The sequence below is a fragment of the Streptomyces sp. NPDC002754 genome, from assembly GCF_053592315.1.
Window position 1 is genome coordinate 195,579 of the sequence record NZ_JBSFVM010000007.1, and the last position, 23,550, is coordinate 219,128.

The window sequence follows — 23,550 nt, forward strand, 5'->3', positions numbered from 1 at the left end:
CGATCACTCTACGGCCGAGGGCTCACGGAGCCGGAACCGCTGGAGCTTTCCCGTGGCCGTGCGCGGCAGCGCGTCCAGGAACTCGATCGCGCGTGGACACTTGTAGGGGACGAGTTCGGCCTTCACGAACTCGCGCAGGCCGTCGCCGTCCTGCCGCGCCCCCGGCCGCAGCACCACGTACGCGACGGCGACCTGTCCGCGCTCCTCGTCGGGGCGCCCGACCACCGCCGCCTCCGCCACGTCCGGGTGGCGCAGCAGCGCGTCCTCCACCTCCGGGCCCGCGATGTTGTACCCGGCGGAAATGATCATGTCGTCGGCGCGGGCCACGTACCGGAAATAACCGTCGGCCTCGCGGACGTACGTGTCCCCGGTGACGTTCCAGCCGTGCTGTACGTACACGGTCTGCCGCTCGTCGGCGAGGTAGCGGCAGCCGACGGGGCCGCGCACGGCAAGCAACCCCGGTTCCCCGTCCGCGAGTTGGCGGCCTTCGGTGTCGACGATGCGGGCCTCCCAGCCGGGCACGGGAACGCCCGTGGTCCCGGGCCGGATCGCGTCGTCGGCCGCCGAGATGAAGATGTGGAGCAGTTCCGTCGCACCGATCCCGTTGATGATCCGGAGCCCGGTCGCCTCCTGCCAGGCCTGCCAGGTCGCGGCGGGCAGATTCTCGCCCGCGGACACGCAGCGGCGCAGCGAGGAGATGTCGTGCGAGGGGTCATCGGCGAGCGCGCCGAGCATCGCCCGGTACGCCGTCGGCGCGGTGAACACGACCGACACCCGGTGCTCGGCGATCGCGGGCAGCAGCTTCTGCGGGCCCGCCTGTTCGAGCAGCAGCGCCGAAGCTCCCGCTCGCAGCGGAAAGATCACGAGGCCGCCGAGCCCGAACGTGAAGCCCAGCGGCGGGCTCCCCGCGAACACGTCGTCGGGCCCTGCCTTCAGTACGTGCCGCGCGAAGGTGTCCGCGACCGCGAGCACGTCCCGGTGGAAGTGCATGCACCCCTTGGGGCGCCCGGTGGTCCCGGAGGTGAAGGCGATCAGCGCGACGTCGTCGGCGGAGGTCTCGGCGGCCTCGAACGCCGCCGGTTTCCCGGCCGCCCGGTGCAGCAGGTCGTCGGCCCCGTCCCCGCCGAACGTGGTGATGCGCAGCCCCGGCACCTCCGCCTTCGCCAGGTCGTCGACCGACCGGACGTCGCACAGGGCGTGCCCCACCTGCGCGATCCCGCACACGGTGGCCAGCTCGCTCGCCCGCGCCTGCGCGAGGACGGTCACGGCGACGGCCCCGGCCTTCATCACGGCGAGCCAACACGCCGCGAGATACCGGGTGGTGGGGCCGCGCAACAACACCCGGTTGCCGGGGACGACGCCCAGGTCATCGGTGAGCACGTGCGCGATTCGGTCCACCGTCGCCTTCAACTCCCCGTAGGACCAGGGGGTTCGGCCGGGGGAGTGGAAGGCGGGGCGGTCCGCGCCGTGCCGCTCCACGGTGGCGTCGAGGAGTTCGGAGCCGCAGTTCAGTCGCTGGGGGTAGCGCAGCTCGGGCAGCTCGAAGGTGAGGCCCGGCCACAGCTCGGCGGCCGGCAGATGGTCGCGCGCGAAGGTGTCGACGTGCCCAGAAGGAAGCAGTGGGCTGGGCGGATGGTGGGTCATGGCCTGGCGCCCCCTCGTGGTGAGTGGCTCGCATGCCGTCGCCGGGTGAGGCGGCGCGCATCGAGCGTATCGTGATGGTGACGACAGTCAACGGGGCGCGATACGGTTCTTGTGTGAGGCCGGTAGGCAGTCGTGAGAGGAGCACCACGTATGGGGACATTCTCGCTCGAACCGGAGCAGCTCGCGTGGTGTGGCGAGCTACGGGCCCTCGCGGCCGACCGTCTCGCCCCGCTCGCAGAGAAGGGGGAGCCGGGCCGCGTCAACCGCCCTGTCGTCGCCGAGCTCGGCCAACTCGGTCTCCTTGAGCGCCTGTTCACATCCGGCGCGCTCGACCTCTGCCTTCTCCGGGAGTCCCTGGCCCGCGTCAGCACGGAGGCCGAGACGGCGCTCGCGTTGCAGGGGCTGGGGGCGCACCCGATCCACGTGTACGGCAGCGCGGCGGTGCGCGAGCGGTGGATTCCGCAGGTGGGCGCGGGCCGGGCCGTGGCGGCGTTCGCGCTGAGCGAGCCGGGGGCGGGCTCGGATGCGGCGGCGCTGTCCCTGGAAGCCGCGCCCCACGGCGACGGCTGGCGGCTCACCGGCGAGAAGTGCTGGATCTCGAACGCTCCCGAGGCCGACGTCTACACCGTCTTCGCCCGCACCACCCCCGGCGCGGGCGCACGCGGAGTGACGGCCTTCGCGGTCCCCGCCGACCGTCCGGGCCTGACCGGCGAGCACCTCGACATGATCTCCCCGCACCCCATCGGCGCGCTTGCCTTCGACGGCGTCCCGGTGACCCGCGACGACCTGCTCGGCGAGGTCGACGCCGGGTTCCGCGTCGCGATGAACACCCTCAACCTCTTCCGTCCAAGCGTCGGCGCCTTCGCCGTCGGCATGGCGCAGGCGGCCCTCGACGCGACCCTCACGCACACCGCGGAGCGGGAGGCGTTCGGCGCCCCGCTGAAGGAACTCCAGACGGTGGCCCACCAGGTCGCCGACATGTCGGTACGGGTGGAGTCCGCACGCCTCATGGTGTACGCGGCGGCGTCCGCGTACGACGAGGGCGCCCCGGACGTGCCGCGCCGCGCGGCCGCCGCGAAGCTCATCGCGACGGAGGCGGCGCAGCAAGTCGTCGACGCGGCCGTGCAGTTGCACGGGGCGCGGGCGCTGCGCCGCGGCCACGTCCTGGAACACCTGTACCGCGAGGTCCGGGCGCCCCGCATCTACGAGGGCGCGTCCGAGGTCCAACGGGCCATCATCGCCCGCGAGTTGTACAAGGCCCACACGAAGGGATCGGCGTGAGCAGCGACGTGGAGCGCGTCAACCCGCCCGAACTCTCCCCGCCCACCGGCTTCTCCCACGCCGTCGTCGCGACGGGCGGCCGACTGGTCATGCTCGCGGGCCAGACGTCCCTGGACGCCGACGGCAAGGTGGTCGGGGCCACCCTCCCCGCCCAGTTCACCCGCGCCCTGACGAACCTGCTCACCGCCCTGCGCGCGTCCGGCGGCACACCGGAGCACCTGACGCGCGTCACGGTCTACGCCACGGACGTCGCGGAATACCGCGAGCACGCCCGCGAACTCGGCCGGATCTGGCGCGAGTTGGCGGGCCGCGACTACCCGGCGATGGCCGTGATCGGCGTGACCCGACTCTGGGACGAGGAGGCCAAGGTGGAACTCGACGGGATCGCCGTCCTGCCATGAAGCCCACGGGCGCCTAGGCTCGACCGCATGACCCAGCAGACGGAACTCTCGGTGGTGGACCTCTCCGTGGGCCCGATCGCGTACGAGGACTCGGGAGGCGACGGCACGACCGTCGTCCTCCTCCACGGGCTGGCCCAGAACGGCACGGTGTGGCGGCGCGTCGTCGACGAACTCGGCACGTCCGCGCGGTGCATCGTGCCCCACCTTCCGTACGGGAGTCAGCACACACCCGTGCGCCCTGGTGCCCAAATCACCCCGCAATCCGTGGCGTTGCTGATCGGCGAGTTCGCCGACGCGCTCAAGCTGGGCGACGACACGGTGTTCGTGGAGAACGACGCGGGGCGCCTCCAGCAGCTCGCCGCGGAGCGCCCCGACCGGGTGGGGCGCATGGTCATCGCGGGCTGCGAGGCCTTCGACAACTATCCGCCGGGCCCGGCGGGCAAGCTCCTGGACGTCATGTCCCGGGTGCCCGGCGGCATCACCCTCCTCGTCCGCACGCTCTCCGTCCGGCCCCTGCGCCGCATGCCCGGTACGGGTTACGCGGTGATGTCGCAGCGACCGGTGCCGCACGAGATGATCGACGACTGGATCGAGCCCCTGCGCAAGGACCCGGCGGCGCGCCAACTCCTCCTCCACTACCTCCGCTCCGGCGTGAAGACGGAAATGATGGAGGCGGCGGACGCGCTCCGCGCCTACGACCGGCCCGCGCTGGTGGTCTGGGGCAAGCAGGACCGCATGATGCCGTTGGCCCACGCCCGCCGCTTGGCAGACCTGCTCCCGCAGGGCCGCCTGATCGAACTGGACGACTGCGGCACGCTGATCCCCCTGGACCAGCCACGCGCCCTGGCGGCGGCGATCCGGGAGTTTATTGCGGCCACGTAGCGCCCGGGCCGCGGAGCTCTGCCCCGGCCCCCGCTGCTCAAGCCCCGCCGGCGATTGGTTTTTCCAGCCCCGCCGGCGTTTGAGGCGCGGGGTCCGGGGCGGAGCCCCGCGGCCGCAACGCCGGTGCCCCAGGGGCTTGATGGGCTCAGATGTCCCGGAACGTCTCGATCTGCGCGCCGACGGAGTTGAGCCGCTCCGCCAGCTCCTCGTACCCCCGGTTGATCACGTACACGTTGCGCAGCACCGACGTGCCCTCCGCCGCCATCATCGCCAGCAGCACGACCACGGCGGGCCGAAGCGCGGGCGGGCACATCATCTCGGCGGCGCGCCACCGTGTCGGCCCCTCGACCAACACCCGGTGCGGGTCGAGGAGTTGGAGGCGCCCGCCGAGCCGGTTCAGGTCCGTGAGGTAGATCGCCCGGTTGTCGTAGACCCAGTCGTGGATGAGGGTCTTGCCCTGGGCCGACGCCGCGATCGCCGCGAAGAACGGCACGTTGTCGATGTTCAGGCCGGGGAACGGCATCGGGTGGATCTTGTCGATGGGCGCTTCGAGCTTCGACGGCCGGACGGTGAGGTCGATGAGCCGCGTCCGCCCGTTGTCGGCCGGGTACTCCGCGGAGCGGTCGTGGTCGAGCCCCATCTCCTCCAGGACCGCCAGCTCGATCTCCAGGAACTCCACCGGCACGCGCTTGACCGTGAGTTCGGACTGCGTGACGACGGCCGCGGTCAGCAGGCTCATCGCCTCGACCGGGTCCTCGGACGGCGAGTAGTCCACGTCGACGTCGATGTGCGGCACGCCGTGCACGGTGAGCGTGGTCGTGCCGACGCCCTCGACCTCGACGCCCAGCGCCTCCAGGAAGAAGCACAGGTCCTGGACCATGTAGTTGGAGGAGGCGTTGCGGATGACCGTGGTGCCGTCGGCGCGGGCGGCGGCGAGCAGCGCGTTCTCGGTCACGGTGTCGCCGCGCTCGGTCAGCACGATGGGGCGGTCCGGCGCGGTGCCCGGATGGACCTCCGCGTGGTAGAGGCCCTCGGTCGCCGTGATGTCGAGGCCGAAGCGGCGCAGCGCGATCATGTGCGGCTGGATGGTGCGGGTGCCGAGGTCGCAGCCGCCGGCGTAGGGCAGCTTGAAGCGGTCCATGCGGTGCAGGAGCGGGCCGAGGAACATGATGATCGACCGGGTGCGGCGGGCCGCGTCGGCGTCGATGGCGTCCATGTCGAGCTTGGCCGGCGGCACGATCTCGAGGTCCGCGCCGTCGTTGATCCAGCGGGTGCGGACGCCGATCGAGCCGAGTACCTCCAGAAGGCGGTACACCTCCTCGATGCGGGCGACCCGGCGGAGCACGGTGCGGCCCTTGTTGAGCAGCGAGGCGCACAGCAGCGCGACACACGCGTTCTTGCTCGTCTTCACTTCGATCGAACCCGACAGCCGGCGTCCGCCGACCACGCGCAGGTGCATCGGTCCCGCGTACCCGAGGGAGACGATTTCACTGTCGAGGGCTTCGCCAATTCGAGCGATCATCTCAAGGCTGATGTTTTGGTTCCCGCGCTCGATGCGGTTCACCGCACTCTGGCTGGTGTTGAGTGCCTCCGCAAGCTGCGACTGCGTCCAGCCCCGGTGCTGCCGGGCGTCGCGGATGAGCTTGCCGATACGTTCGAGGTAGTCGTCTGCCATGGCGACAGGTTATCTCAGATATGAGATGCCGCATGTGGAGGGACTCGGGGCTGGCCGACGCGACGCCTCACGCATCCGTCACACAGTCCACGTCACATCCCCGCGCGGCGAACCGCTCGCGCAGCGCGGCGGACGCCTCGTACCTGGTGGCGTCCGGAAACCCGAAGTGCTCCTCCATCAGCTCCAGCACATCCGCGACGGTCACGATCGCGGGCTCCCCGTCCCGTGCCCGCCGCCGCGCCTCGGCGATGGCCATGTCGGAGGCCCGCCGCAGCGCCACCGGATAGCGGCGACGCTCGTATGCCTCGGCCCGTGCCTGGTTCCAGGGTTCCGTTGTCCGCCCCGTGACGGCGAGGTAGAGCAGAAAGGCGAATCCCGCGGCCAGAGCCGCCGCAAGCACTCCGGTCCACCACAGGTTCATTGGCCCCACCCCCGCGCCGCCGAGCCTAGCGCTGGTGCCCCGCCCCGACCCGTACGACGATGAAGGGAGCGCGCGCGGGTACGCGGTCAGGCGTGGGCTCGGCGGCACCGCTTGATGGCATCGCCGGGTGATGTATTAGAGTTATCTCGACATCGAGATATCTACCGAGGCGCACCGTGGCCGCACGGAGTCGAAGGTCGGATGGTAAGGGCTACCTAACTTAGCCTTACCTTAGCGGATCGTCGAGTCGGCGTGGCGGCAGGATGCGGTGGAACGCGCACACACATGAAGGAGACTGTCGTGTCGGCGAACAGCTTCGACGCCCGCAGCACGCTGCGCGTGGGCGACGAGTCGTACGAGATCTTCAAGCTGGACAAGGTTGAGGGCTCGGCCCGCCTTCCGTACAGCCTGAAGGTCCTTCTGGAGAACCTGCTCCGCACCGAGGACGGCGCGAACATCACCGCCGACCACATCCGTGCGCTCGGCAACTGGGACTCCCAGGCCCAGCCCGACAAGGAGATCCAGTTCACGCCGGCCCGCGTGATCATGCAGGACTTCACGGGCGTCCCCTGCGTCGTGGACCTCGCCACGATGCGTGAGGCCGTGAAGGCCCTCGGCGGCGACCCGGCGAAGATCAACCCGCTGTCCCCGGCCGAGATGGTCATCGACCACTCCGTCATCGCCGACAAGTTCGGCACGAACGACGCGTTCAAGCAGAACGTGGACCTGGAGTACGGCCGCAACAAGGAGCGCTACCAGTTCCTGCGCTGGGGCCAGACCGCGTTCGACGACTTCAAGGTCGTCCCGCCCGGCACCGGCATCGTCCACCAGGTCAACATCGAGAAGCTGGCCCGTACGGTCATGGTCCGCAACGGCCAGGCTTACCCCGACACCCTCGTCGGCACGGACTCGCACACCACGATGGTCAACGGCCTGGGCGTGCTCGGCTGGGGCGTCGGCGGTATCGAGGCCGAGGCCGCGATGCTCGGTCAGCCGGTATCGATGCTCATCCCGCGCGTCGTCGGCTTCAAGCTGACCGGCGAGCTGCCGGCCGGCACGACCGCCACCGACCTCGTGCTCACGATCACCGAGATGCTGCGCAAGCACGGCGTCGTCGGCAAGTTCGTCGAGTTCTACGGTGAGGGCGTCGCCGCGACCTCCCTCGCGAACCGCGCCACCATCGGCAACATGTCGCCGGAGTTCGGCTCCACCGCCGCGATCTTCCCGATCGACGACGAGACGCTGAACTACCTGCGCCTGACCGGCCGTGACGCCCAGCAGGTCGCGCTCGTCGAGGCCTACGCCAAGGAGCAGGGCCTCTGGCTGGACCCGGCCGCCGAGCCCGACTTCTCCGAGAAGCTGGAGCTCGACCTCTCCACGGTCGTCCCGTCGATCGCCGGTCCGAAGCGCCCGCAGGACCGCATCGTCCTCGCGAACGCCGCCGAGCAGTTCAAGACCGACGTGCGCAACTACGTGGCGGACGACGAGGAGGCGGGCAAGGAGTCCTTCCCCGCGTCCGACGCCCCGGCCGCGACGAACGGCGTCCCGTCGAACCCGGTCACCGTGACCGCCCCTGACGGCTCGACGTACGAGCTGGACCACGGCGCCGTCACGGTCGCCGCGATCACCTCCTGCACCAACACCTCGAACCCGTACGTGATGGTGGCCGCCGCCCTCGTCGCGAAGAAGGCCGTCGAGAAGGGCCTGACCCGCAAGCCGTGGGTCAAGACCACGCTCGCGCCGGGCTCGAAGGTCGTCACCGACTACTTCGACAAGTCGGGTCTCACCCCGTACCTCGACAAGGTCGGCTTCAACCTCGTCGGCTACGGCTGCACCACCTGCATCGGCAACTCGGGCCCGCTGCCCGACGAGGTCTCGAAGGCCGTCAACGACCACGACCTGGCCGTGACGTCCGTCCTCTCCGGTAACCGGAACTTCGAGGGCCGCATCAACCCCGACGTCAAGATGAACTACCTGGCGTCCCCGCCGCTGGTCGTCGCGTACGCCATCGCCGGTTCGATGAAGGTCAACATCACCAAGGACGCCCTCGGCGTCGACCAGGACGGCAAGCCCGTGTTCCTGGCCGACATCTGGCCGACGGAGGCCGAGGTCAACGACGTCGTCGCCAACTCCATCGGCGAGGACATGTTCTCCAAGTCCTACGAGGACGTCTTCGCGGGCGACGCCCAGTGGCAGGCCCTCTCGGTCCCCACCGGCAACACCTTCGAGTGGGACAACGAGTCGACCTACGTCCGCAAGCCCCCGTACTTCGAGGGCATGCAGATGGAGCCGGCGCCGGTCCAGGACATCTCGAACGCCCGCGTCCTCGCCAAGCTGGGCGACTCGGTCACCACCGACCACATCTCCCCGGCCGGTGCGATCAAGGCCGACACCCCGGCCGGCAAGTACCTGTCGGAGCACGGCGTCGAGCGTCGCGACTTCAACTCGTACGGCTCGCGTCGCGGCAACCACGAGATCATGATCCGTGGCACGTTCGCCAACATCCGCCTGCGCAACCAGATCGCGCCGGGCACGGAGGGCGGCTACACCCGCGACTTCACCCAGGCCGACGCTGCCGGTGACGCGCCGGTGTCGTTCATCTACGACGCCTCGCAGAACTACCAGGCGCAGGGCACCCCGCTCGTCATCCTGGGCGGCAAGGAGTACGGCTCCGGTTCGTCCCGCGACTGGGCCGCCAAGGGCACCGCGCTCCTCGGCGTCAAGGCCGTCATCACCGAGTCGTACGAGCGCATCCACCGCTCGAACCTCATCGGCATGGGCGTCGTCCCGCTGCAGTTCCCGGAGGGCCAGTCGGCCGACTCGCTCGGCCTGACCGGCGAGGAGTCCTTCTCCATCGCGGGCCTCACCGAGCTGAACGACGGCACGACCCCGTCCACGGTCAAGGTCACCACCGACTCCGGCGTGGAGTTCGACGCGGTCGTCCGCATCGACACCCCCGGTGAGGCGGACTACTACCGCAACGGCGGCATCCTGCAGTACGTGCTGCGCAGCCTGATCAGCGAGTAATCGGGCCACCAGTAAGGCAGTTGAGGGCCGCATCCCCGCTTCGGCGGGGGTGCGGCCCTCTGTCATGCGTCGGCAAGAGCCGCGGCGGCCTCCCCCCGCCGGCGGAAATCAGGTGACCCGGCCCGACCGGGCGGGCTACCGTCGCCCGGTGACCGATGACCACGCATCCGTACCCGCATCCGACGCTCCCGAGGACGGCCACTTTCCGGAGAGCGTCGCCGCCGAATACGACGACGGCGAGGACCCGCGCCGCGCGGCCCTCGCCGCGGACTTCCTCGCGGCGCTCGCCGACGGCGGCCCCGCCTTCGAACTCGCCGTCGGCACCGGGCGGATCGCTCTGCCGCTGGTCGCGCGCGGCGTCCCCGTCACGGGAACCGACCTCTCGCGCGCCATGGTGGCGAGGCTCCGTGCCAAGCCCGGCGGGGCCGAACTCCCCGTAACCATCGGTGACATGACCACGACCAAGGTCGACGGCGCCGGCACGTTCACCCTCGCCTACCTCGTCTACAACACCATCAACAACCTCACCACGCAGGACGCCCAGGTCGACGCGTTCCGCAACGCGTCGGCCCACCTCGCGCCCGGCGGCCGCTTCGTCGTCGAGGTCGGCGTGCCCGTACTGCGCCACCTGCCGCCCGGCCAGGAGGCGGTGATCTTCGGCCTGTCCGGCGAGCGCGTCGCCTTCGACCGGTACGACGACCTCGTTCACCAGCGCTTCAGCTCCAACTACGTCTCCGTGGACGCCGAAGGCCGCGGCCGCTATCGCAGCATCCCCTTCCGCTACGTCTGGCCCAGCGAGCTCGACCTGATGGCCCGCTTCGCCGGAATGCGCCTGGAGCAGCGGTACGAGAACTGGGAGCGCGCCCCGTTCACCTCGGAGAGCGGCAGTCATGTGTCGGTGTACGTGAAGGACGACAGGCTCTAGGTGTATTGACCCGCAGCGTCGTCAGTCGCGAGGTCGCTCCGCGGGTAGCGGGGCGAGCTGCGGCCAGCGGGTGAGCATGGTCGCGCGCAGGTCCGTGGCGAGGCGGCCGAGGGCCGGGAGTCCGCCGCTCTGGTCGGCCACGACGCCCAGCCGGTGCGTGAGGCGCTGCCGGGCCGCGTGCAGCCGCGCGAGCGCCGCCGCGTAGTCGACCCGCCAGTCCGGGCCTGGGTGCCGATGCTCCACGTACTCCAGGACCAGTACGCGTTCGTCGGGGTCGATGTCGAGGAGCCGGGGGACGACGGGCGGGTCCACGGTGGCGGCGAGGCGCAGCGACGCGACCTCGCGGGCGTACCGGTCGGCGGCCTCCGGCGCGTCGACCAGCTGCTTCACCATCACCGGGGTGCCCTGGAACTCGGCGCGCCACAGCCGCGACCGGGGGCCCTCCAGCTCCGGGACCCGCCGGACCGCGTCAAGCCCGAGCGGCTTCAAGGAACGTGGTCCAGGCCCCGGGCGCGACGGTGAGGTGGCCGCCGTCGGCGTTCTTGGAGTCGCGGACGTGGATGGCGGAGGGGTGGGTTGCGACCTCGACGCACTGGCCGCCTTCGCTGCTGCTGTAGCTCGACTTCCGCCAGGTGTAGGCGACTTCAAGGCACGCGCCGCCTTCGCTACTGCTGTAGCTCGACTTGAACCAGTGAAGTGCGGTGGTCATGGCTCTCCTAGCAGGCGATCCAGCAGGCCCATGGTGGCTTTGGGCGTGAGGGCCTGAGATCGCAGCATCGCATACTTGCAAGCCAGGATGGACACCTCGTCGGCGTCGGAAACCCACTGGCTACCGCGCTGGGACTCCGTGTAGGCGAGATGCTGATGGTCCGGGGTCTCCAGGAGGGTGAACGGGCCTGCGTCGCCCGCGTTCTCCGGCGCATCCAGCGGCAACACCTGAAGCGACAGCCCCGGCAGGTCCGCGCTCGCCCGCAGAAAGCTCAACTCCGCCGCCCGCACCAGCGGTTCGGTGAACGCCATCTTCAGCGCGGGCTCCCACACGACGAAGCTCATCGTCGGCGGGACCTTCCGGTGGAGGATCGCCTGGCGGTCGACACGGGCCGCCGTCTTGGTCTCGATCTCGTCCTCGCCGTACGCGGGTACGCGCTGCCCCAGCAACGTCCGTGCGTACTCCGCGGTCTGGAGGATGCCGGGCACGACCAGCGCGTCGTACCACGACAGGGCGATGGCCTCCCGCTCGTGCTGGATATACGACTCCGCCCACAACGGAAACTGGTCCACCTCCGGCATCGCCGCCACCGCCGTGACCAACGCCCCCTTGGTCTCAAGGAGTTGGTCCATCGACTCCGCCAGCTTCGGCACCAGCGGGCGCCGCGCCTGCTCGATCGCCGCGATCGTCGACTCGGCCACTATCAGCCGCTCCGCGAGCGCCGCCTGTGTGTAACCGGCGGCCTTGCGGAAGAGGGCGACGAGGTCGGCGACCAGCCTCATCGCCGACGGGTTCTTCGGCGGATGTTGCGCAGGGCTCATGACGGGCAATCTCCCCGCCCCCGTTCCTTCTTGACCCCACTCGAACCCCGACAAAAAATCTGTCGGGGTCGATTCACTGTCGCCAGTCAATCACTCTCCGCAACATTCCACTCGTGAACCACGAACCCCGCGACCGCTTCTGCCGCCGCGAACGCCAATCCGTCCCCGCCGCCCGCGAGTTCACCCGCGCCGCACTCGCCGACTGGGGCGTGGAGGGCGACCGCGCAGAGGACATCGTCCTGTGCGTCAGCGAACTCGCCACCAACGCTCTCCTGCACGGCGCCCCGCCGGGCCGCGGCTACCTGCTGCGCCTCCTGCCCCACGAGGTCGGCCTCCGGGTCGAGGTGCACGACAGTGGCGGCGGCGTGCCGCGCGCGGTGCGGCCGGACGAAGGGGGCCGGGGGCTGATCCTCGTCGCGGCGCTCGCGGACGCGTGGGGCGTGGGGGAGCGGGACCCCGGCAAGGTGGTGTGGTGCGAGTTCGGGGTGGCCGGGACCGGGGCACGTATGGTGGAGGACTCGTGGGTGACGGGGGTGAGCGGTGGAACTGGGCGCAATGGGGCTGAAGCTCGCGTCCTCGGTGGTGGTGCCGTTGCTGAAGCGGTTCGTGCTGCCTCCGGCGAAGGTGGCGGGGGCCGAGTTCCCCGGTGAAAAGCCCGTCCGCGTAAGGTCGTTGCTGTCCTTCGTGGGTGATCACCCCGCTCTCAGCCGTGACGACATGCATCGGCTCTCCAGCGAGCTGGTGCGCCGCGCCGTGCAGGCCGCGCCGCCGCACGAGGCCAGGCTGCCCGACGACGAGCACGACGCGGTGGGCCAGGCCCTCACCCGTACGCTCTTCGCGCTCGGTCAGCTGGACATGAACGACGTCGACCTGGTGGTGCTCGGTCCTGAGGAGCTGGCCGCCACGCTGTCCAGCGCGGCGGAGCGGGACATCAAGGGGCTGCTCACGGCGGACGCGGCCCGCTTTCACGACGCGCTGCTCGTCACGGCCTGTGTGCACCTCGTGCGGTTCTTCACCGAGCGGCCCGGCTTCGAGGCCCGCGCGCAGCTGTCGAACTTCCGCCAACTCCGCGAACAAAAGGAGCTGTTGGAGCGCGTGCTGCGGACCGTCTCCGGTGAGGACCACCAAGCCGACGACCTCCGCTTCGAGGGGGAGTACGCCCAGTACGTCGTCGAGCGGCACCGGTGGCTCACCATCCACGGCGTCGACCTCCGCGACCCCGCCGGGCCCCAATGGCTCCTCGACGACGCCTACTTGAGCCTGACCGCCGTACCGGTGGCCGCCGCCGAGGAGGACGGCGACTACGAGACCGTGACCGAGGAGAGCGTCGAGACCGCGCTCACCGGGCGCGGCAAGATCCTGCTGCACGGTCTCGCCGGCACCGGCAAGACGACGCTCGTGCAGTGGCTCGCCCTGACCACCGCGCGCCAGGAGGCCGTGCCCGCCGCTCTGCCGCAGCTGATAGGGCGGGTCCCGTTCGTGCTGCCGCTGCGTACGCTCGCCCGGCAGGGGGCCGAACTCCCGCTGCCCGACGAGTTCCTGAAGTGGATGCGCTGCGACCTCAGCGGCAGCGAGCCCGACGGTTGGGCCGTCCGCGTCCTGCGCAACGGGCGCGCGGTGCTGCTCGTCGACGGCCTCGACGAGATCCCCAAGGCCGACCGGCGGCGCGCCCGCGACTGGCTGGCCCAGCTGGTGCGCAGGTACCCCGGCAACCTCTGGCTGTGCACCACCCGCCCCTCCGCGCTCGAACCGGGCTGGCTGCGCGGCGAGGGCTTCCACGAGCTGAGCCTCAACCCGCTGAGCCCCGGGGACCTGCGGCGCTTCATCGCGCGCTGGCACGTCGCGGCGGGCGCGGAGGGTCTCGCCGACAAGCTCGTCGAGTCCCTGCGTTCCAACCCCGAACTAAACCGACTCGCCACCAACCCCCTGATGTGCAGCCTCATTTGTGCCCTGCACCGCGAACGCCGGGGTTTTCTGCCGCACGGCCGGGCCTCTCTCTACAAGGCCGCCCTGTCCATGCTCCTGGAGCGGCGCGACACGGAGCGGGACTTCTATGTGCGGGACGACGACCGCCCTCGGCTCGACGAGGAGTCGGCGACGGAGCCGCTCAAACGGCTCGCGTACCGGCTGATCCGCAACGACGACAGCCAGATGGAACGCGACGACGCCATCCACGAGCTGCGCCGCCTCCAGCCGCAGGTTCCGAGCCTGGAACAGCTCGGCGGACCCGAGCACGCGCTCGAATACCTGCTGGAGCGCTCCGGGCTGCTCCGGGAGCCCGCGCCGGGCGCCGTGGACTTCATTCACCGCACGTTTCAGGACTACCTGGGTGCCAAGGCTGTTCTTGAGGACCGTGACTTCGGCATGCTGGTGAAACACGCTCACATGGACCAGTGGGAGGACGTGGTGCAGATGGCCGTCGCGCAAGCCGATCACAATGGGCGGGCCGACCTGCTGATGCGCCTGAGCGACCGCGGAAAGCGCGAGAAGGACGTGACCGTCCAGGCCAGGATCCGCCTCCTCGCCCTCGCCTCCCTCGAACAGGCCACGCGGCTGGAACCCGCCGTACGCCAGACCATCGAGGCCGAGGCCGCGAGCATGCTCCCGCCGCGCAGCCTGCGCCAGGCCCGCGTCCTCGCCCGCACGGGGCCGCTGCTGTTGGGGCTGCTCCCAAGAGCCGACGAGCTCGACGGGGACGCCGAGCTGGCGACCGCGCACGCCATCTGCCAGATCGGCGGCGACGCGGCCATCCCGCGCCTGCGCGAGTTCCTCACCACCTCGCAGTCCACCGTGCGCGCCCAGCTCCTCGGCCACTGGGACCGCTTCGACACCGAGACGTACGCCCGCGAGATCATCGCCCCGCTCCTCGAAGCGGCGCCAGGTGAGCCCGTCACCGTCCGCTCGAAGGCCGAACTCGACGCCCTGTCACGCCTGCCCGGCTGTGAGCGCGTCGGCATCCACGGCGACTTCGACCCCGACGCCGTCCGCGCCGCCCTGTCTTCGGAGCATCTGCGCGAGCTGCGGCTGCGCGGCGCGCTGCGGATCGACGACCTGTCCCTCCTCCACGACTTCCAGCACCTGGAGAGCCTCACCCTCCAGGGCTGCCGCAACGTCAAGGACCCCGAACCGCTCACCCGGCTCCCGCGACTGAGCAGCCTCGTACTGGAGAACGTCCCGCAGTTCGAGCCGCTGGAACAGCTCGACCAGTGCGCGCGGCTCGAAGCACTGCACATCGGCGCGGGCGTCCCCTGGCGCGGCGTGGCCGAACTGCCCAGGCCCGGCCGGCTCAAGACGCTGTCGCTGCCGCCGGGAACGTCCGAACTCGCCGAGATCACCCGCTGCGTCGCGCTTCAGGAGCTGCGCCTTCAGGACGCGAGCAGCCGGCTGCTCCCCGACGACTGGGGCGGACTGCTCGGCCGCCTGCCCGAGCTGCGCACGCTCTGCCTCTCCGCCGAGCAGCTCAGCACCCTCCTCTTCAACCCGACCAGCCAGATCCCGCAACTGACCAAGCTCTACGTCTACGCCCAGCAGGGCACCCCGCTGCAACTGCGCCGCATGTCCCGCCGCCTGCAAGGACTTGAGGAGCTGCACGTGACGCAGGGCGGCGACATCGACCTCTCCCCGCTCAAGGGAATCGCGTCGCTGCGCCGCGTACGGATCGCCTATCCGGGCGGCGTCGTCCAGGGCGTCGAGGAGCTGCCCGAGGGCGCCGAGCTGGAGATTTATCCGCAACCGTGAGGGGGTCGGCGGCCTTGCGGACCATCTGGCAAGAGATCGGCGCCACCGGTAAGTTCTAGGGTTCACGCAGAAATTGACGATCCCTAGGGAAGCAGGACAGCCGAAGATGGCCAGGCCCAAGGCGCCCTTTCTGTACGGGCGTGAACCCCTGGTGGGATCGCTCGTCCCCTCGCTCACCGGGCTGGCGTTCCACGAACGCGCCCGCGCCAAGCGTGAGTTCGGGCCCGGTGTGCCCGTCGTGCTGCTCACCGGCGAGCACGGCACCGGACGCAGCGCCCTCCTCGACGCCCTCGCCCGCGGCTACCGGGGCCGCTTACCGCTCGCCCATGTACGCGCCGTCGTACCGGGCTCTCCCGTCGCCTCCGGCATCGCCGATGAGGTTCCCGAGGGCAGTGTGCCGCCGCAGCACGCCGCGTCGGCCGCCGAGATCCTGGAGCGCCTCGTGTGCGCGCTCACCCCCACGTACGGCACCTTCCGGACCCTGATGCCCGCCCTGTTCGCCGTGTCCGGCTGGCACGTGGGGCAGACGGACGAGCGTGACGAGGTGTGCCGCAGACACGCCCGGATGCTCCTGGTGGGCGGACTCGCCCAGGGCACCGAGCGCGAGGTCGCCCGCGACTGGGCCACCCAGGTCGAGACCTCGCTCAGCCGGGCCGCCGCCCGCAACAGCGACCCCGACGACCCGGACGGCACGCAACCCGTCACCGCCGCCGTGCTGCGCCAACTCGCCACCAGAACGCCCCTCGACCCCGCCCGCGCCTGGTTCCGCAAGCGGCACACCACGCCCGACGGCACCATCGCCGAGGAGGACCCGCTGTGGCTGCTGTCCCGCCGCTTCCACCGTGGCGGCGACTACCTCCACGCGGCCGAACAGGCCCTGACCGCCGCCTTCCTGGAGGAGACGGCCCACGCGCACGGCCTGGTGCGCCGGCTCAACCGTGAGCCCTGGCCGCTGATCCTCCTCGACGAGGCGCACACCCCCGCGGGCTCCCGCTTCCTCGAACTCCTCCTGGAACAGCGGGCCCTGGGGGGACGCACGTACGACGACCGCACCGTCGTCGTCGCCACCCGGCTCGGCGACCTGCCGCGGGAGGACGCGCCGCACGCCGTGCGCCGGGAGCTCGTCGACCTGCTGCCGCCCGGCGGCGTCAGACGCCCCGGACACGCCGCCACCCTGTGGAAGCGGACCGGGCACGAGCCGTCCGAAGGCCTCCTCGTCCTCCCGCTCACCCCGCTGACCAGGGACGACATCCTTTCCATGCTCGACCGGGCGTCCTCGCGCCTGCTCCACCCGCACCTCGCCTCCGCGCTCCACGCCCTCACCGGAGGCCACCCATCGGCCAGCACCGTCCTCGCCGACGCCGCCGTCGAGACCGCCAAGCAGAACCGCACCGTCGTACCGCGCGACCTGCTCGACCTGCGCGTCGAGGGCGGCCGCGCCGTCACCGAGGTGCTGCTGCGGGACCTGCTGCCCGACCGCAGACAGCGCGACCGCCTCGTCAAGCTCTGCCTCGCCAGGGACTCCAAGGCGGCCGAGGCGCTCGCCCAGGACCTCGGCCTGGTCGGCCCCGAGCAGCTGCCCGCCACGGCCGCCGCGCAGTACCTCGTCGAGCGCGAGTGGCAGGAACTCCCGGGCTCCGACGACCCGCTGGTCACCAGCCCCCTCCTGCGCACCCTCCTCGTCCACGAGGCGCGGCGCACCCTGCCGCCGGGCGACGAACCGCACAGCTGGCGCTCCGTGCACGCCTTCCTCCACCTCCACCACGTCCAGCGCGCCGAAACCGAGGAGGCCGACGCCCTGCGCCACAACCTCGCCGCCGGAAACCCGCAACAGGTCGTCGCGATGCTCGCCGACGAGTTCGACGCGGAGGAGGCCGAACAGAGCGTCGAGCACTGGCTGCTGTGCCTCCAGCGCTGCGCGAGCGCGCCCGTGCCGCCCGCCGACGACACCTGGCGCGACCAGCGCGTCGAGATCGCCGACGGCGAGCACGCGGCCCGCTACGCGCGCCTCGACCCCTCGGGCCGCAGCATCAACCGCCTGCTGCACGCCCTGTGGTACCTCTCCGAGCCGTACGCCGACGCCGCCCTCGACCCGGACGCCGACCGGATGTGCAAGGCCGTGGGGGAGGAGCTGGGCTTCCTCGCGCGCCGCCACCCCACCTGGTACGCGGCCCTCGGGCAGGCGGCCCGCGACTGGCCGACGGCCGCCCGCAAGAGGCAGGAACTACCCGTGCCCCCAGGCACCAACTCCGGGGAGGGAGGCTGATGTTCGGCAGCAGGATCAGGGAGTGGGGTCCGCTGGACTGGTGCGTCGCCGCGATGGTGGTGCTCGCGCTCGTGGCCGGCGGGATCTACGGCGGCTCGAAGCTGCTGCGCACGTGCGACAACGGACTGAACGAGATCGGCGGTGAGTGCATCGGCGTCACCGCGGAGTCCTTCGAGGCGGACGACGACATCGGCTCGCTCCTCGGCGCCATCGCCGACGAGAACCACCGGGTCGCGTCGGAGAGCGGCACCCCCTACGTCCGTATCGCCCTGATGATGGCCTTCACCTCGGGCGACACGAGCGCGATGACCGGCGACATGATCCGCCGCGCACTCGCGGGCTCCCTCGCCGCGCTCACGGAGGCGAACGCGGGGGCGGGCGGTCCGCAGGTCCAGCTGATGCTCGCGCCCGTCGGGAAGCAACTCGACCAATGGAAGCCGGTGGTCGACCAGTTGGACGCGCTGGCCGACGACGGGAAACACCCGCTCGTCGGTGTCACGGGCATCCCCAGCAGCCAGACACAGACCAAGCACGCCCTCACCGCACTGAGCGCGAGCGAGATCCCCACGGTGGGCCCGGTCATCAACGCGTCGTCGATGAACTTCCCGTACTTCTTCAAGACCTCGCCGAGCGACGAGGAGTTCGCGAACGCCCTGCAGCACTACCTCAAAACCTACCCGCAGGGCAGCAAGAAGGGGTTGCTCCTGCTCGACAAGCACGGGGGCGACGTGTACTCCAGGGACCTGAGGAACACCCTCAGGGACCGCTTCAGCAAGGACTACGGCCTCAAGACCGGCTTCTCCGTCTTCACCGGTTCCTCCGGCAGCGACGAGGGCGAGCCGGGCCTCTTCGTGAACGCGATCGACAAGATCTGCCGTGAGCACTTGGACACGGTCTTCTTCGCGGGCCGCGACCAGGACCTCCCGGGCTTCATCGACGGCCTCTCCGACGAGGGCAGCTGCGCCCGCCGCCCCCTGCGCATCCTGAAGACCGGCATAGGCCTCGAACCCACCCTCACCAGGCCGGACGTCGAGCGCGACCTGGACAAGGCGAACGCCACCATCGTCGACGCCGCCTCCTTCGACCCGCACTGGGAGAAGGGGGGTTCCGCGGACCGACCCTCCGGCGTCGACGACTTCCTCGACCTCTTCAACGAGATCAGGACCCAGCACACGCTCGGCGAGAAGCCCCTGGCCGACGGCTACGCGGCTTCGTACTACGACGGCCTGCGGCTGCTCACCGAGGCGGTGAAGCGCACCTTCGCCGACATGAACGAGGGCGAGAACAGCGAGAAGATTCCCACGAGCAAGGAGCTGTACACGACTCTGTTGCAGCCCACCGTCAACGGCGCGGGCATGCTCCAAGGCGCGACCGGGACGTACGGCTTCGCGGGTCAGGAAACGCACCGGAAGTGGTCGGCGTGCAAGCCGGTGCCAGTCGTGGAGTTCCCGGACCGGCGTCACGAACGGAAACTCTCGCTGTACCGGACCTTCGACAACGGCGACTGCCCCGGGTGACGTGCCGCGCTCGGCACGCCACCCGGGAGGACGTCACGACAGCAGTTCCACCTCCGCCACCGTCGCCGCCCCGCCGGTGAACACCAGCCGGTAGTGCTTGTGCGCCGCCGGGGACGGCACGGAGAACGCCCGTGTCTGCTTGTCCCAGGCGAAGGACTCACCGGAGCGTTCGTCGACGGTCTTCCAGCCCTTCGCGTCGTCCGAGGCCTCCAGTTTCCACCCCGTCGGCGCCTTCGACTTGTCCCCCGAAGAGGTCAGCGTGTACTGGACCGCCTTCGCACCGTCCGCCCCGACCGGCAGCTCCACCGGACCCGATGAACTGGCCGACGTAGCGGAGGAGTTGTCGAACAGCGGGCCCGAACCCGTGATGGCGTCCGAGCGCGGCGAGGGCACCTTGTCGTCCTTCGTGATCGACGTCGGCGCGGCGTCCGCACCCGTGCCCCACTTCGACGGCTTGTCACCCATCGCGAACTCGATGACGCCACCCTTGGCGATGGCCGAGTGTGGCAGCGAAGTCTTCGTCCACGTACGACCGTTGACCTTCACGCCCTGCACGTAGATGTTCTTCGCGCTGTTCTTCGGCGCCTTGACGACCAGGTCCTTGCCGTTCTCCAGGTGCAGCGTCATCTTCGTGAACTGCGGGGAACCGATGGCGTATTCACCGCTGCCCATGACCAGCGGGTAGAAGCCCAGCGAGGAGAACAGGTACCAGGCCGACTGCTCGCCGTTGTCCTCGTCGCCGTGGTATCCCTGCCCGATCTCGCTGCCCGTGTAGAGGCGGGAGAGCACCTCGCGGACCTTCTCCTGCGTCTTCCACGGCTGACCTGCCGCGTCGTACATGTACGTGACGTGGTGGGCGACCTGGTTCGAGTGGCCGTACATGCCCATGCGTACGTCGCGCGCCTCGGTCATCTCGTGGATGACACCGCCGTACGAGCCCGCGACGTCCTTCGAGCCGGTCTCCGGCGTGTCGAAGTACGTGTCGAGCTTCTTGGCGAGGCCGCCCCGGCCGCCGTACAGATTGGCGAGGCCGCGGCTGTCCTGGACGGCGGTGAAGGCGTAGCCCCAGGCGTTGGTCTCCGTGTAGTCGTAGCCCCAGATCGCCGGGTCGAAGTCCTCCGACTTCACACGCCAGTTGCCGTCCTTGTCCTTGCCCTGGAAGAAGCCCGGACTCGACGCGCTGCCGGCCGCCTTGTCGTCGAACATGTTGACGTAGTCACGGGCGCGGTTCAGGAAGTACTCCGACTCCTCCTTGTAGTGCTTCTCGCCCGTCTTCTTGTAGAGCTTCCGGCCCATCTCCGCGATGCCGTAGTCGTTGAGGTAGCCCTCAAGCGCCCACGACGCACCCTCGTGCGTCTCCGACGGCGTGTAGCCGAGGAACGGGGAGGTCTCCATGCCCTTGCGGCCGACGCCGGCCTGTGGCGCCACCACGGTCGCGTTCTTCACGGCCGCCTTGTACGCCGACTCGACGTCGAAGTCGTCGACGCCCTTCACGTACGCGTCCGCGAACGCCACGTCCGACGACGTGCCGGTCATCAGGTCCGCGTAGCCCGGCGAGGACCAGCGGGAGGTCCAGCCGCCGTCCCGGTACTGCTGCACGAACCCGTCGACCAGCTCACCCGCCTTCTTCGGCGTCAGCAGCGAGTAGGCGGGCCAGGTCGTGCGATACGTGTCCCAGAAGCCGTTGTTGACGTACGGCTTGCCCTCGACGATCTTCGCGCCGGTGTGGGTCGGGGTGTCCGGGTTCGGCATCGGCGAGAACGGCGACGCGTACTTGTACGTCGCCTTGCTCTTTCCGCCCTGCGAACGCACCTTCTCGAAGCCCGAGTTGGGGTACAGGTACAGCCGGTACATCGAGGAGTACAGCGCCGTGCGCTGATCGTCCGTCGCGCCCTCGACCTCCACCTTCTTCATCAGCGTGTCCCACTGGGCGCGCGCCGCGTTCCGTACGTCCGCGAACGACCGCTTCTGCGGCAGCTCCTGCGACAGGTTGTCCTTCGCCTGGTCCAGGCCGATGAGGGACGTGGCGAGGCGCAGCGTCACCGTGCGGTCCTTGCCCGCGTCGAACGTGAAGTGGCCCTTCACGCCCGACGAGTCGGCGTCCTTCACCGGCTTGTCGAAGACCCCGTAGACGAACAGCCGCGTCGCACCCGCCGACAGGCCGGACTTGACGTCCGAGTAGCCGGTGACGACCCCGTTCTCCTTGTCGAGCGTGAGACCGCCCTGGTCGGAGACGTTGTCGAAGACCACGCTCGCGTCGTCGTCGGGGTAGCTGAAGCGGAGCGCCGCAGCGTGATCGGTCGGCGTCATCTCCGCCTTCACGCCGTTCTGGAACTTCACGCCGTAGTACGAGGGCGTCGCCGTCTCGTCGTCGTGCTTGAACGGCAGCGCGCGCCCGGAGCGCGACGTGTCCAACGCGTCACCGGACTTGGCCGACGGCATCACCTGGAACGTCTGCCGGTCACCCATCCACGGGCTCGGCTCGTGACTCGCCGCGAACGCCTCCATCGTGGGCAGGTTGTCCGCGTTGTTGTCGCGCGCGTAGTCGTACAGCCAGCTCAGCGAGCCCGCGTTGGTCACCGGCGTCCAGAAGTTGAAGCCGTGCGGGACGGCCGTCGCCGGGAAGGTGTTGCCGCGCGAGAAGTCACCGGTGGAGTTCGTGCCGCGGGTCGTCGACGCGTAGTCGCTCAGGTGCGCCTTCGGCTTGGCCGGCCGCGCCTTCGCGATGCTGAGGTCGTCCAGCCACCCGCGGAACTTCGCGGGCCCCTTGGGGGAGTCGTACGCGACGAGGACCCGGTCGACCGTCTTACCGGCCGCGACCGATCCGATCCCGGACTTCACCGCGTTCCACTGGTTCACGTACAGCCGCTTCGCCGCGCCCTGCCCCTGCGGGGTCAGCGCCCCGCCGTTGGAGTCGACGGCCTTGAGGTCGCTCAGGTACGTGCCGTCGGTGAAGGCGAGGTCGACGGAGACGTTCGTGGCGTCGTAGTCGCGGTCGCCGTCCGCCATCGACGGGAAGATCTTGTACGCGAGCTCGGTGTCCTTGGCCACCGCCACATCGACGTCGAAGACCTTGTTGTACGAGTACGCGCGGCCGTCGCCCTTGTGCGTGCCCGCGTAGCGCAGCGCGCGCGTGCCGGTGAAGCCGACGCCCGCCTTGGCGGTGGGCGAGGCGGTCGGGCCGCGGTCCACCAGCGAGAGCATGTCCTCGGGGGCCGGGGCGGAGTCCTCACCGGTCGAGAGCTGGAAGTCGGCGAGCTGCGTCGCGTCGTCCGCGCCGTTGTTCTTCGTGAACTCGATACGGAAGTGGGAGTACTCCGCCGGGCTCTGGATGTCGTACGACTTCAACTGCTGGCGCTTGTCGAACGTCTCGCCGGAGCGGGAGTCGAGCGTCTTCCACTCCTTGCCGTCCGCCGAACCCTTCAGGGTCCAGTCCTTCGGGTCGCGCTCGTCGTGGTCATTGGCCGACGTGAGCGCGTACTTGGAGATCTTGACCGGCCCGTCGAGGTCGTACTCGACCCAGCTCGTCGGCGTGAAGGCCAGCCACTTGGTGGTCGGCTCACCGTCGACGAGGTTCTCCTTGGTCTCACCTCCGTCCGCGTTCTCGTCGCTCGCGCGGATGTCGGTGACATGGCCGTTCACATTGCCCGGCATGCCGCTGCTGTACGCGCCGTCCACGCCGCTCGCCCGCTTCTTGCCGTCGGCGTCGGTGTCGACGGTGTTCAGCCAGTCCGGGGCGGGCTGCCCCGCCTCGAAGGAGGAGCGGAACTCCGGCTTCCCCCCGGCGGCTTGGGCGGTGGTGGCGGGGCCGAGACCCTGGCCCGCCGCCGAGAGCACAAGTGCGGCCGCGCCCAGCGCGGCCACCGTTCCGAGTCTGTGTCTGGATCTGCCTCGCATAAAGGGGCCCACCCTCCGGCTACTGGACAACGTTGTCAGTTGCTGAGCAAGGTCCAGTAGGGGCTCAAGTGCCCAGTGGTGTCAAGGGTATTGGGCCCTTTGGAGGGGATGGTTCCCCCGCCAGTGAATAAGCGGCCCGACGGATTCCGCTACGTCGCCGCTACACCCTTTGTAGACAACGCAGTTGGAAAGAACGGTTCGTCGCTGGTGCGGCGTATTTCCGGGAGGTCTCAACTCGGAAAAGACCGATGCCCAAACCTGCATTCGATCTTGCCCCCCTCACAGGGAGTGGACTATACCTGTCGCCACCGCCCGGCCCGTTCGAGATCCGGGCGGGCACCACCCA

The 23,550-nt window shown here is 70.1% G+C and carries 15 protein-coding genes and 1 pseudogene; 9 read left to right on the forward strand and 7 right to left on the reverse strand.

The genetic code is table 11. The features are described from left to right. Positions 1–3 precede the first annotated feature (3 nt). Positions 4–1,644 (reverse strand): AMP-binding protein, encoded by a 1,641-nt coding sequence (locus ACWD2L_RS18040; protein WP_351331550.1) that lies wholly within the window; start codon positions 1,642–1,644, stop codon positions 4–6. A 150-nt stretch (positions 1,645–1,794) separates the two neighbouring features. On the opposite strand from ACWD2L_RS18040, the gene ACWD2L_RS18045 reads away from it, so the two are divergent. From ACWD2L_RS18045 to ACWD2L_RS18055, 3 genes are read left to right on the forward strand one after another with little or no spacing between them, the layout of a single operon-like run. Continuing rightward, complete coding sequence (locus ACWD2L_RS18045; RefSeq protein ID WP_351331551.1) at positions 1,795–2,925, forward strand: acyl-CoA dehydrogenase family protein; 1,131 nt, start codon at positions 1,795–1,797, stop codon at positions 2,923–2,925. Continuing rightward, positions 2,922–3,326, forward strand: a complete 405-nt coding sequence (locus tag ACWD2L_RS18050; RefSeq protein WP_351331552.1) for a RidA family protein — start codon at positions 2,922–2,924, stop codon at positions 3,324–3,326. Before ACWD2L_RS18045 ends, ACWD2L_RS18050 begins: the two co-directional genes overlap by 4 nt. Positions 3,327–3,353: 27 nt before the next feature. Beyond that, positions 3,354–4,208, forward strand: a complete 855-nt coding sequence (locus tag ACWD2L_RS18055) for an alpha/beta fold hydrolase (RefSeq protein WP_351331553.1) — start codon at positions 3,354–3,356, stop codon at positions 4,206–4,208. Positions 4,209–4,353: 145 nt separating this feature from the next. Here ACWD2L_RS18055 and ACWD2L_RS18060 read toward each other — a convergent pair whose 3' ends face one another. Together ACWD2L_RS18060 and ACWD2L_RS18065 are read right to left on the reverse strand one after the other, a co-directional pair. Next, a complete protein-coding gene (locus ACWD2L_RS18060) occupies positions 4,354–5,883 on the reverse strand; it encodes a UDP-N-acetylglucosamine 1-carboxyvinyltransferase (RefSeq protein ID WP_351331554.1) in 1,530 nt (509 codons plus the stop codon). Positions 5,884–5,950: 67 nt separating this feature from the next. Further along, entirely contained in the window at positions 5,951–6,304 is a 354-nt protein-coding gene (locus tag ACWD2L_RS18065; RefSeq protein WP_351331555.1) for a hypothetical protein, read from the reverse strand. A gap of 300 nt (positions 6,305–6,604) precedes the next feature. Here ACWD2L_RS18065 and acnA point away from each other — a divergent pair, with 300 nt between their 5' ends. Then, entirely contained in the window at positions 6,605–9,331 is a 2,727-nt protein-coding gene (acnA, locus tag ACWD2L_RS18070) for an aconitate hydratase AcnA (RefSeq protein ID WP_351331556.1), read from the forward strand. Between the two features lie 148 nt (positions 9,332–9,479). After that, on the forward strand, positions 9,480–10,256 hold the full coding sequence (locus ACWD2L_RS18075) for a class I SAM-dependent methyltransferase (protein ID WP_351331557.1): 777 nt from the start codon (positions 9,480–9,482) through the stop codon (positions 10,254–10,256). Positions 10,257–10,277: 21 nt separating this feature from the next. On the opposite strand, the gene ACWD2L_RS18080 is transcribed toward ACWD2L_RS18075, so the two are convergent. From ACWD2L_RS18080 to ACWD2L_RS18090, 3 genes are read right to left on the reverse strand one after another with little or no spacing between them, the layout of a single operon-like run. Further along, positions 10,278–10,745: a hypothetical protein gene (locus tag ACWD2L_RS18080; protein WP_351331558.1), complete on the reverse strand. Its 468-nt coding sequence runs from the start codon at positions 10,743–10,745 to the stop codon at positions 10,278–10,280. Then, positions 10,726–10,965 (reverse strand): DUF397 domain-containing protein, encoded by a 240-nt coding sequence (locus ACWD2L_RS18085; protein ID WP_351331559.1) that lies wholly within the window; start codon positions 10,963–10,965, stop codon positions 10,726–10,728. The genes ACWD2L_RS18080 and ACWD2L_RS18085 overlap by 20 nt, the downstream gene beginning before the upstream one ends. Next, the gene (locus ACWD2L_RS18090; RefSeq protein ID WP_351331560.1) at positions 10,962–11,786 is read right to left on the reverse strand and encodes a helix-turn-helix domain-containing protein; all 825 of its coding nucleotides are present in this window, start codon (positions 11,784–11,786) and stop codon (positions 10,962–10,964) included. Before ACWD2L_RS18090 ends, ACWD2L_RS18085 begins: the two co-directional genes overlap by 4 nt. 104 nt (positions 11,787–11,890) lie before the next feature. Between ACWD2L_RS18090 and ACWD2L_RS18095 the strand changes: the two are divergent. The 4 genes and pseudogenes from ACWD2L_RS18095 to ACWD2L_RS18110 all read left to right on the forward strand — a co-directional run. Continuing rightward, positions 11,891–12,277, forward strand: a pseudogene (locus ACWD2L_RS18095) (ATP-binding protein); the annotation flags it as partial. A 64-nt stretch (positions 12,278–12,341) separates the two neighbouring features. Further along, complete coding sequence (locus tag ACWD2L_RS18100; RefSeq protein ID WP_351331561.1) at positions 12,342–15,524, forward strand: NACHT domain-containing protein; 3,183 nt, start codon at positions 12,342–12,344, stop codon at positions 15,522–15,524. 106 nt (positions 15,525–15,630) lie between these two features. Further along, the gene (locus ACWD2L_RS18105; RefSeq protein WP_351331562.1) at positions 15,631–17,790 is read left to right on the forward strand and encodes an ATP-binding protein; all 2,160 of its coding nucleotides are present in this window, start codon (positions 15,631–15,633) and stop codon (positions 17,788–17,790) included. Next, positions 17,790–19,307, forward strand: a complete 1,518-nt coding sequence (locus ACWD2L_RS18110; protein ID WP_351331563.1) for an ABC transporter substrate-binding protein — start codon at positions 17,790–17,792, stop codon at positions 19,305–19,307. Before ACWD2L_RS18105 ends, ACWD2L_RS18110 begins: the two co-directional genes overlap by 1 nt. Positions 19,308–19,340: 33 nt before the next feature. Here ACWD2L_RS18110 and ACWD2L_RS18115 read toward each other — a convergent pair whose 3' ends face one another. Beyond that, positions 19,341–23,204, reverse strand: coding sequence for a GH92 family glycosyl hydrolase (locus ACWD2L_RS18115; protein WP_351331564.1), 3,864 nt, complete (start codon positions 23,202–23,204; stop codon positions 19,341–19,343). Between the last annotated feature and the right edge of the window lie 346 nt (positions 23,205–23,550).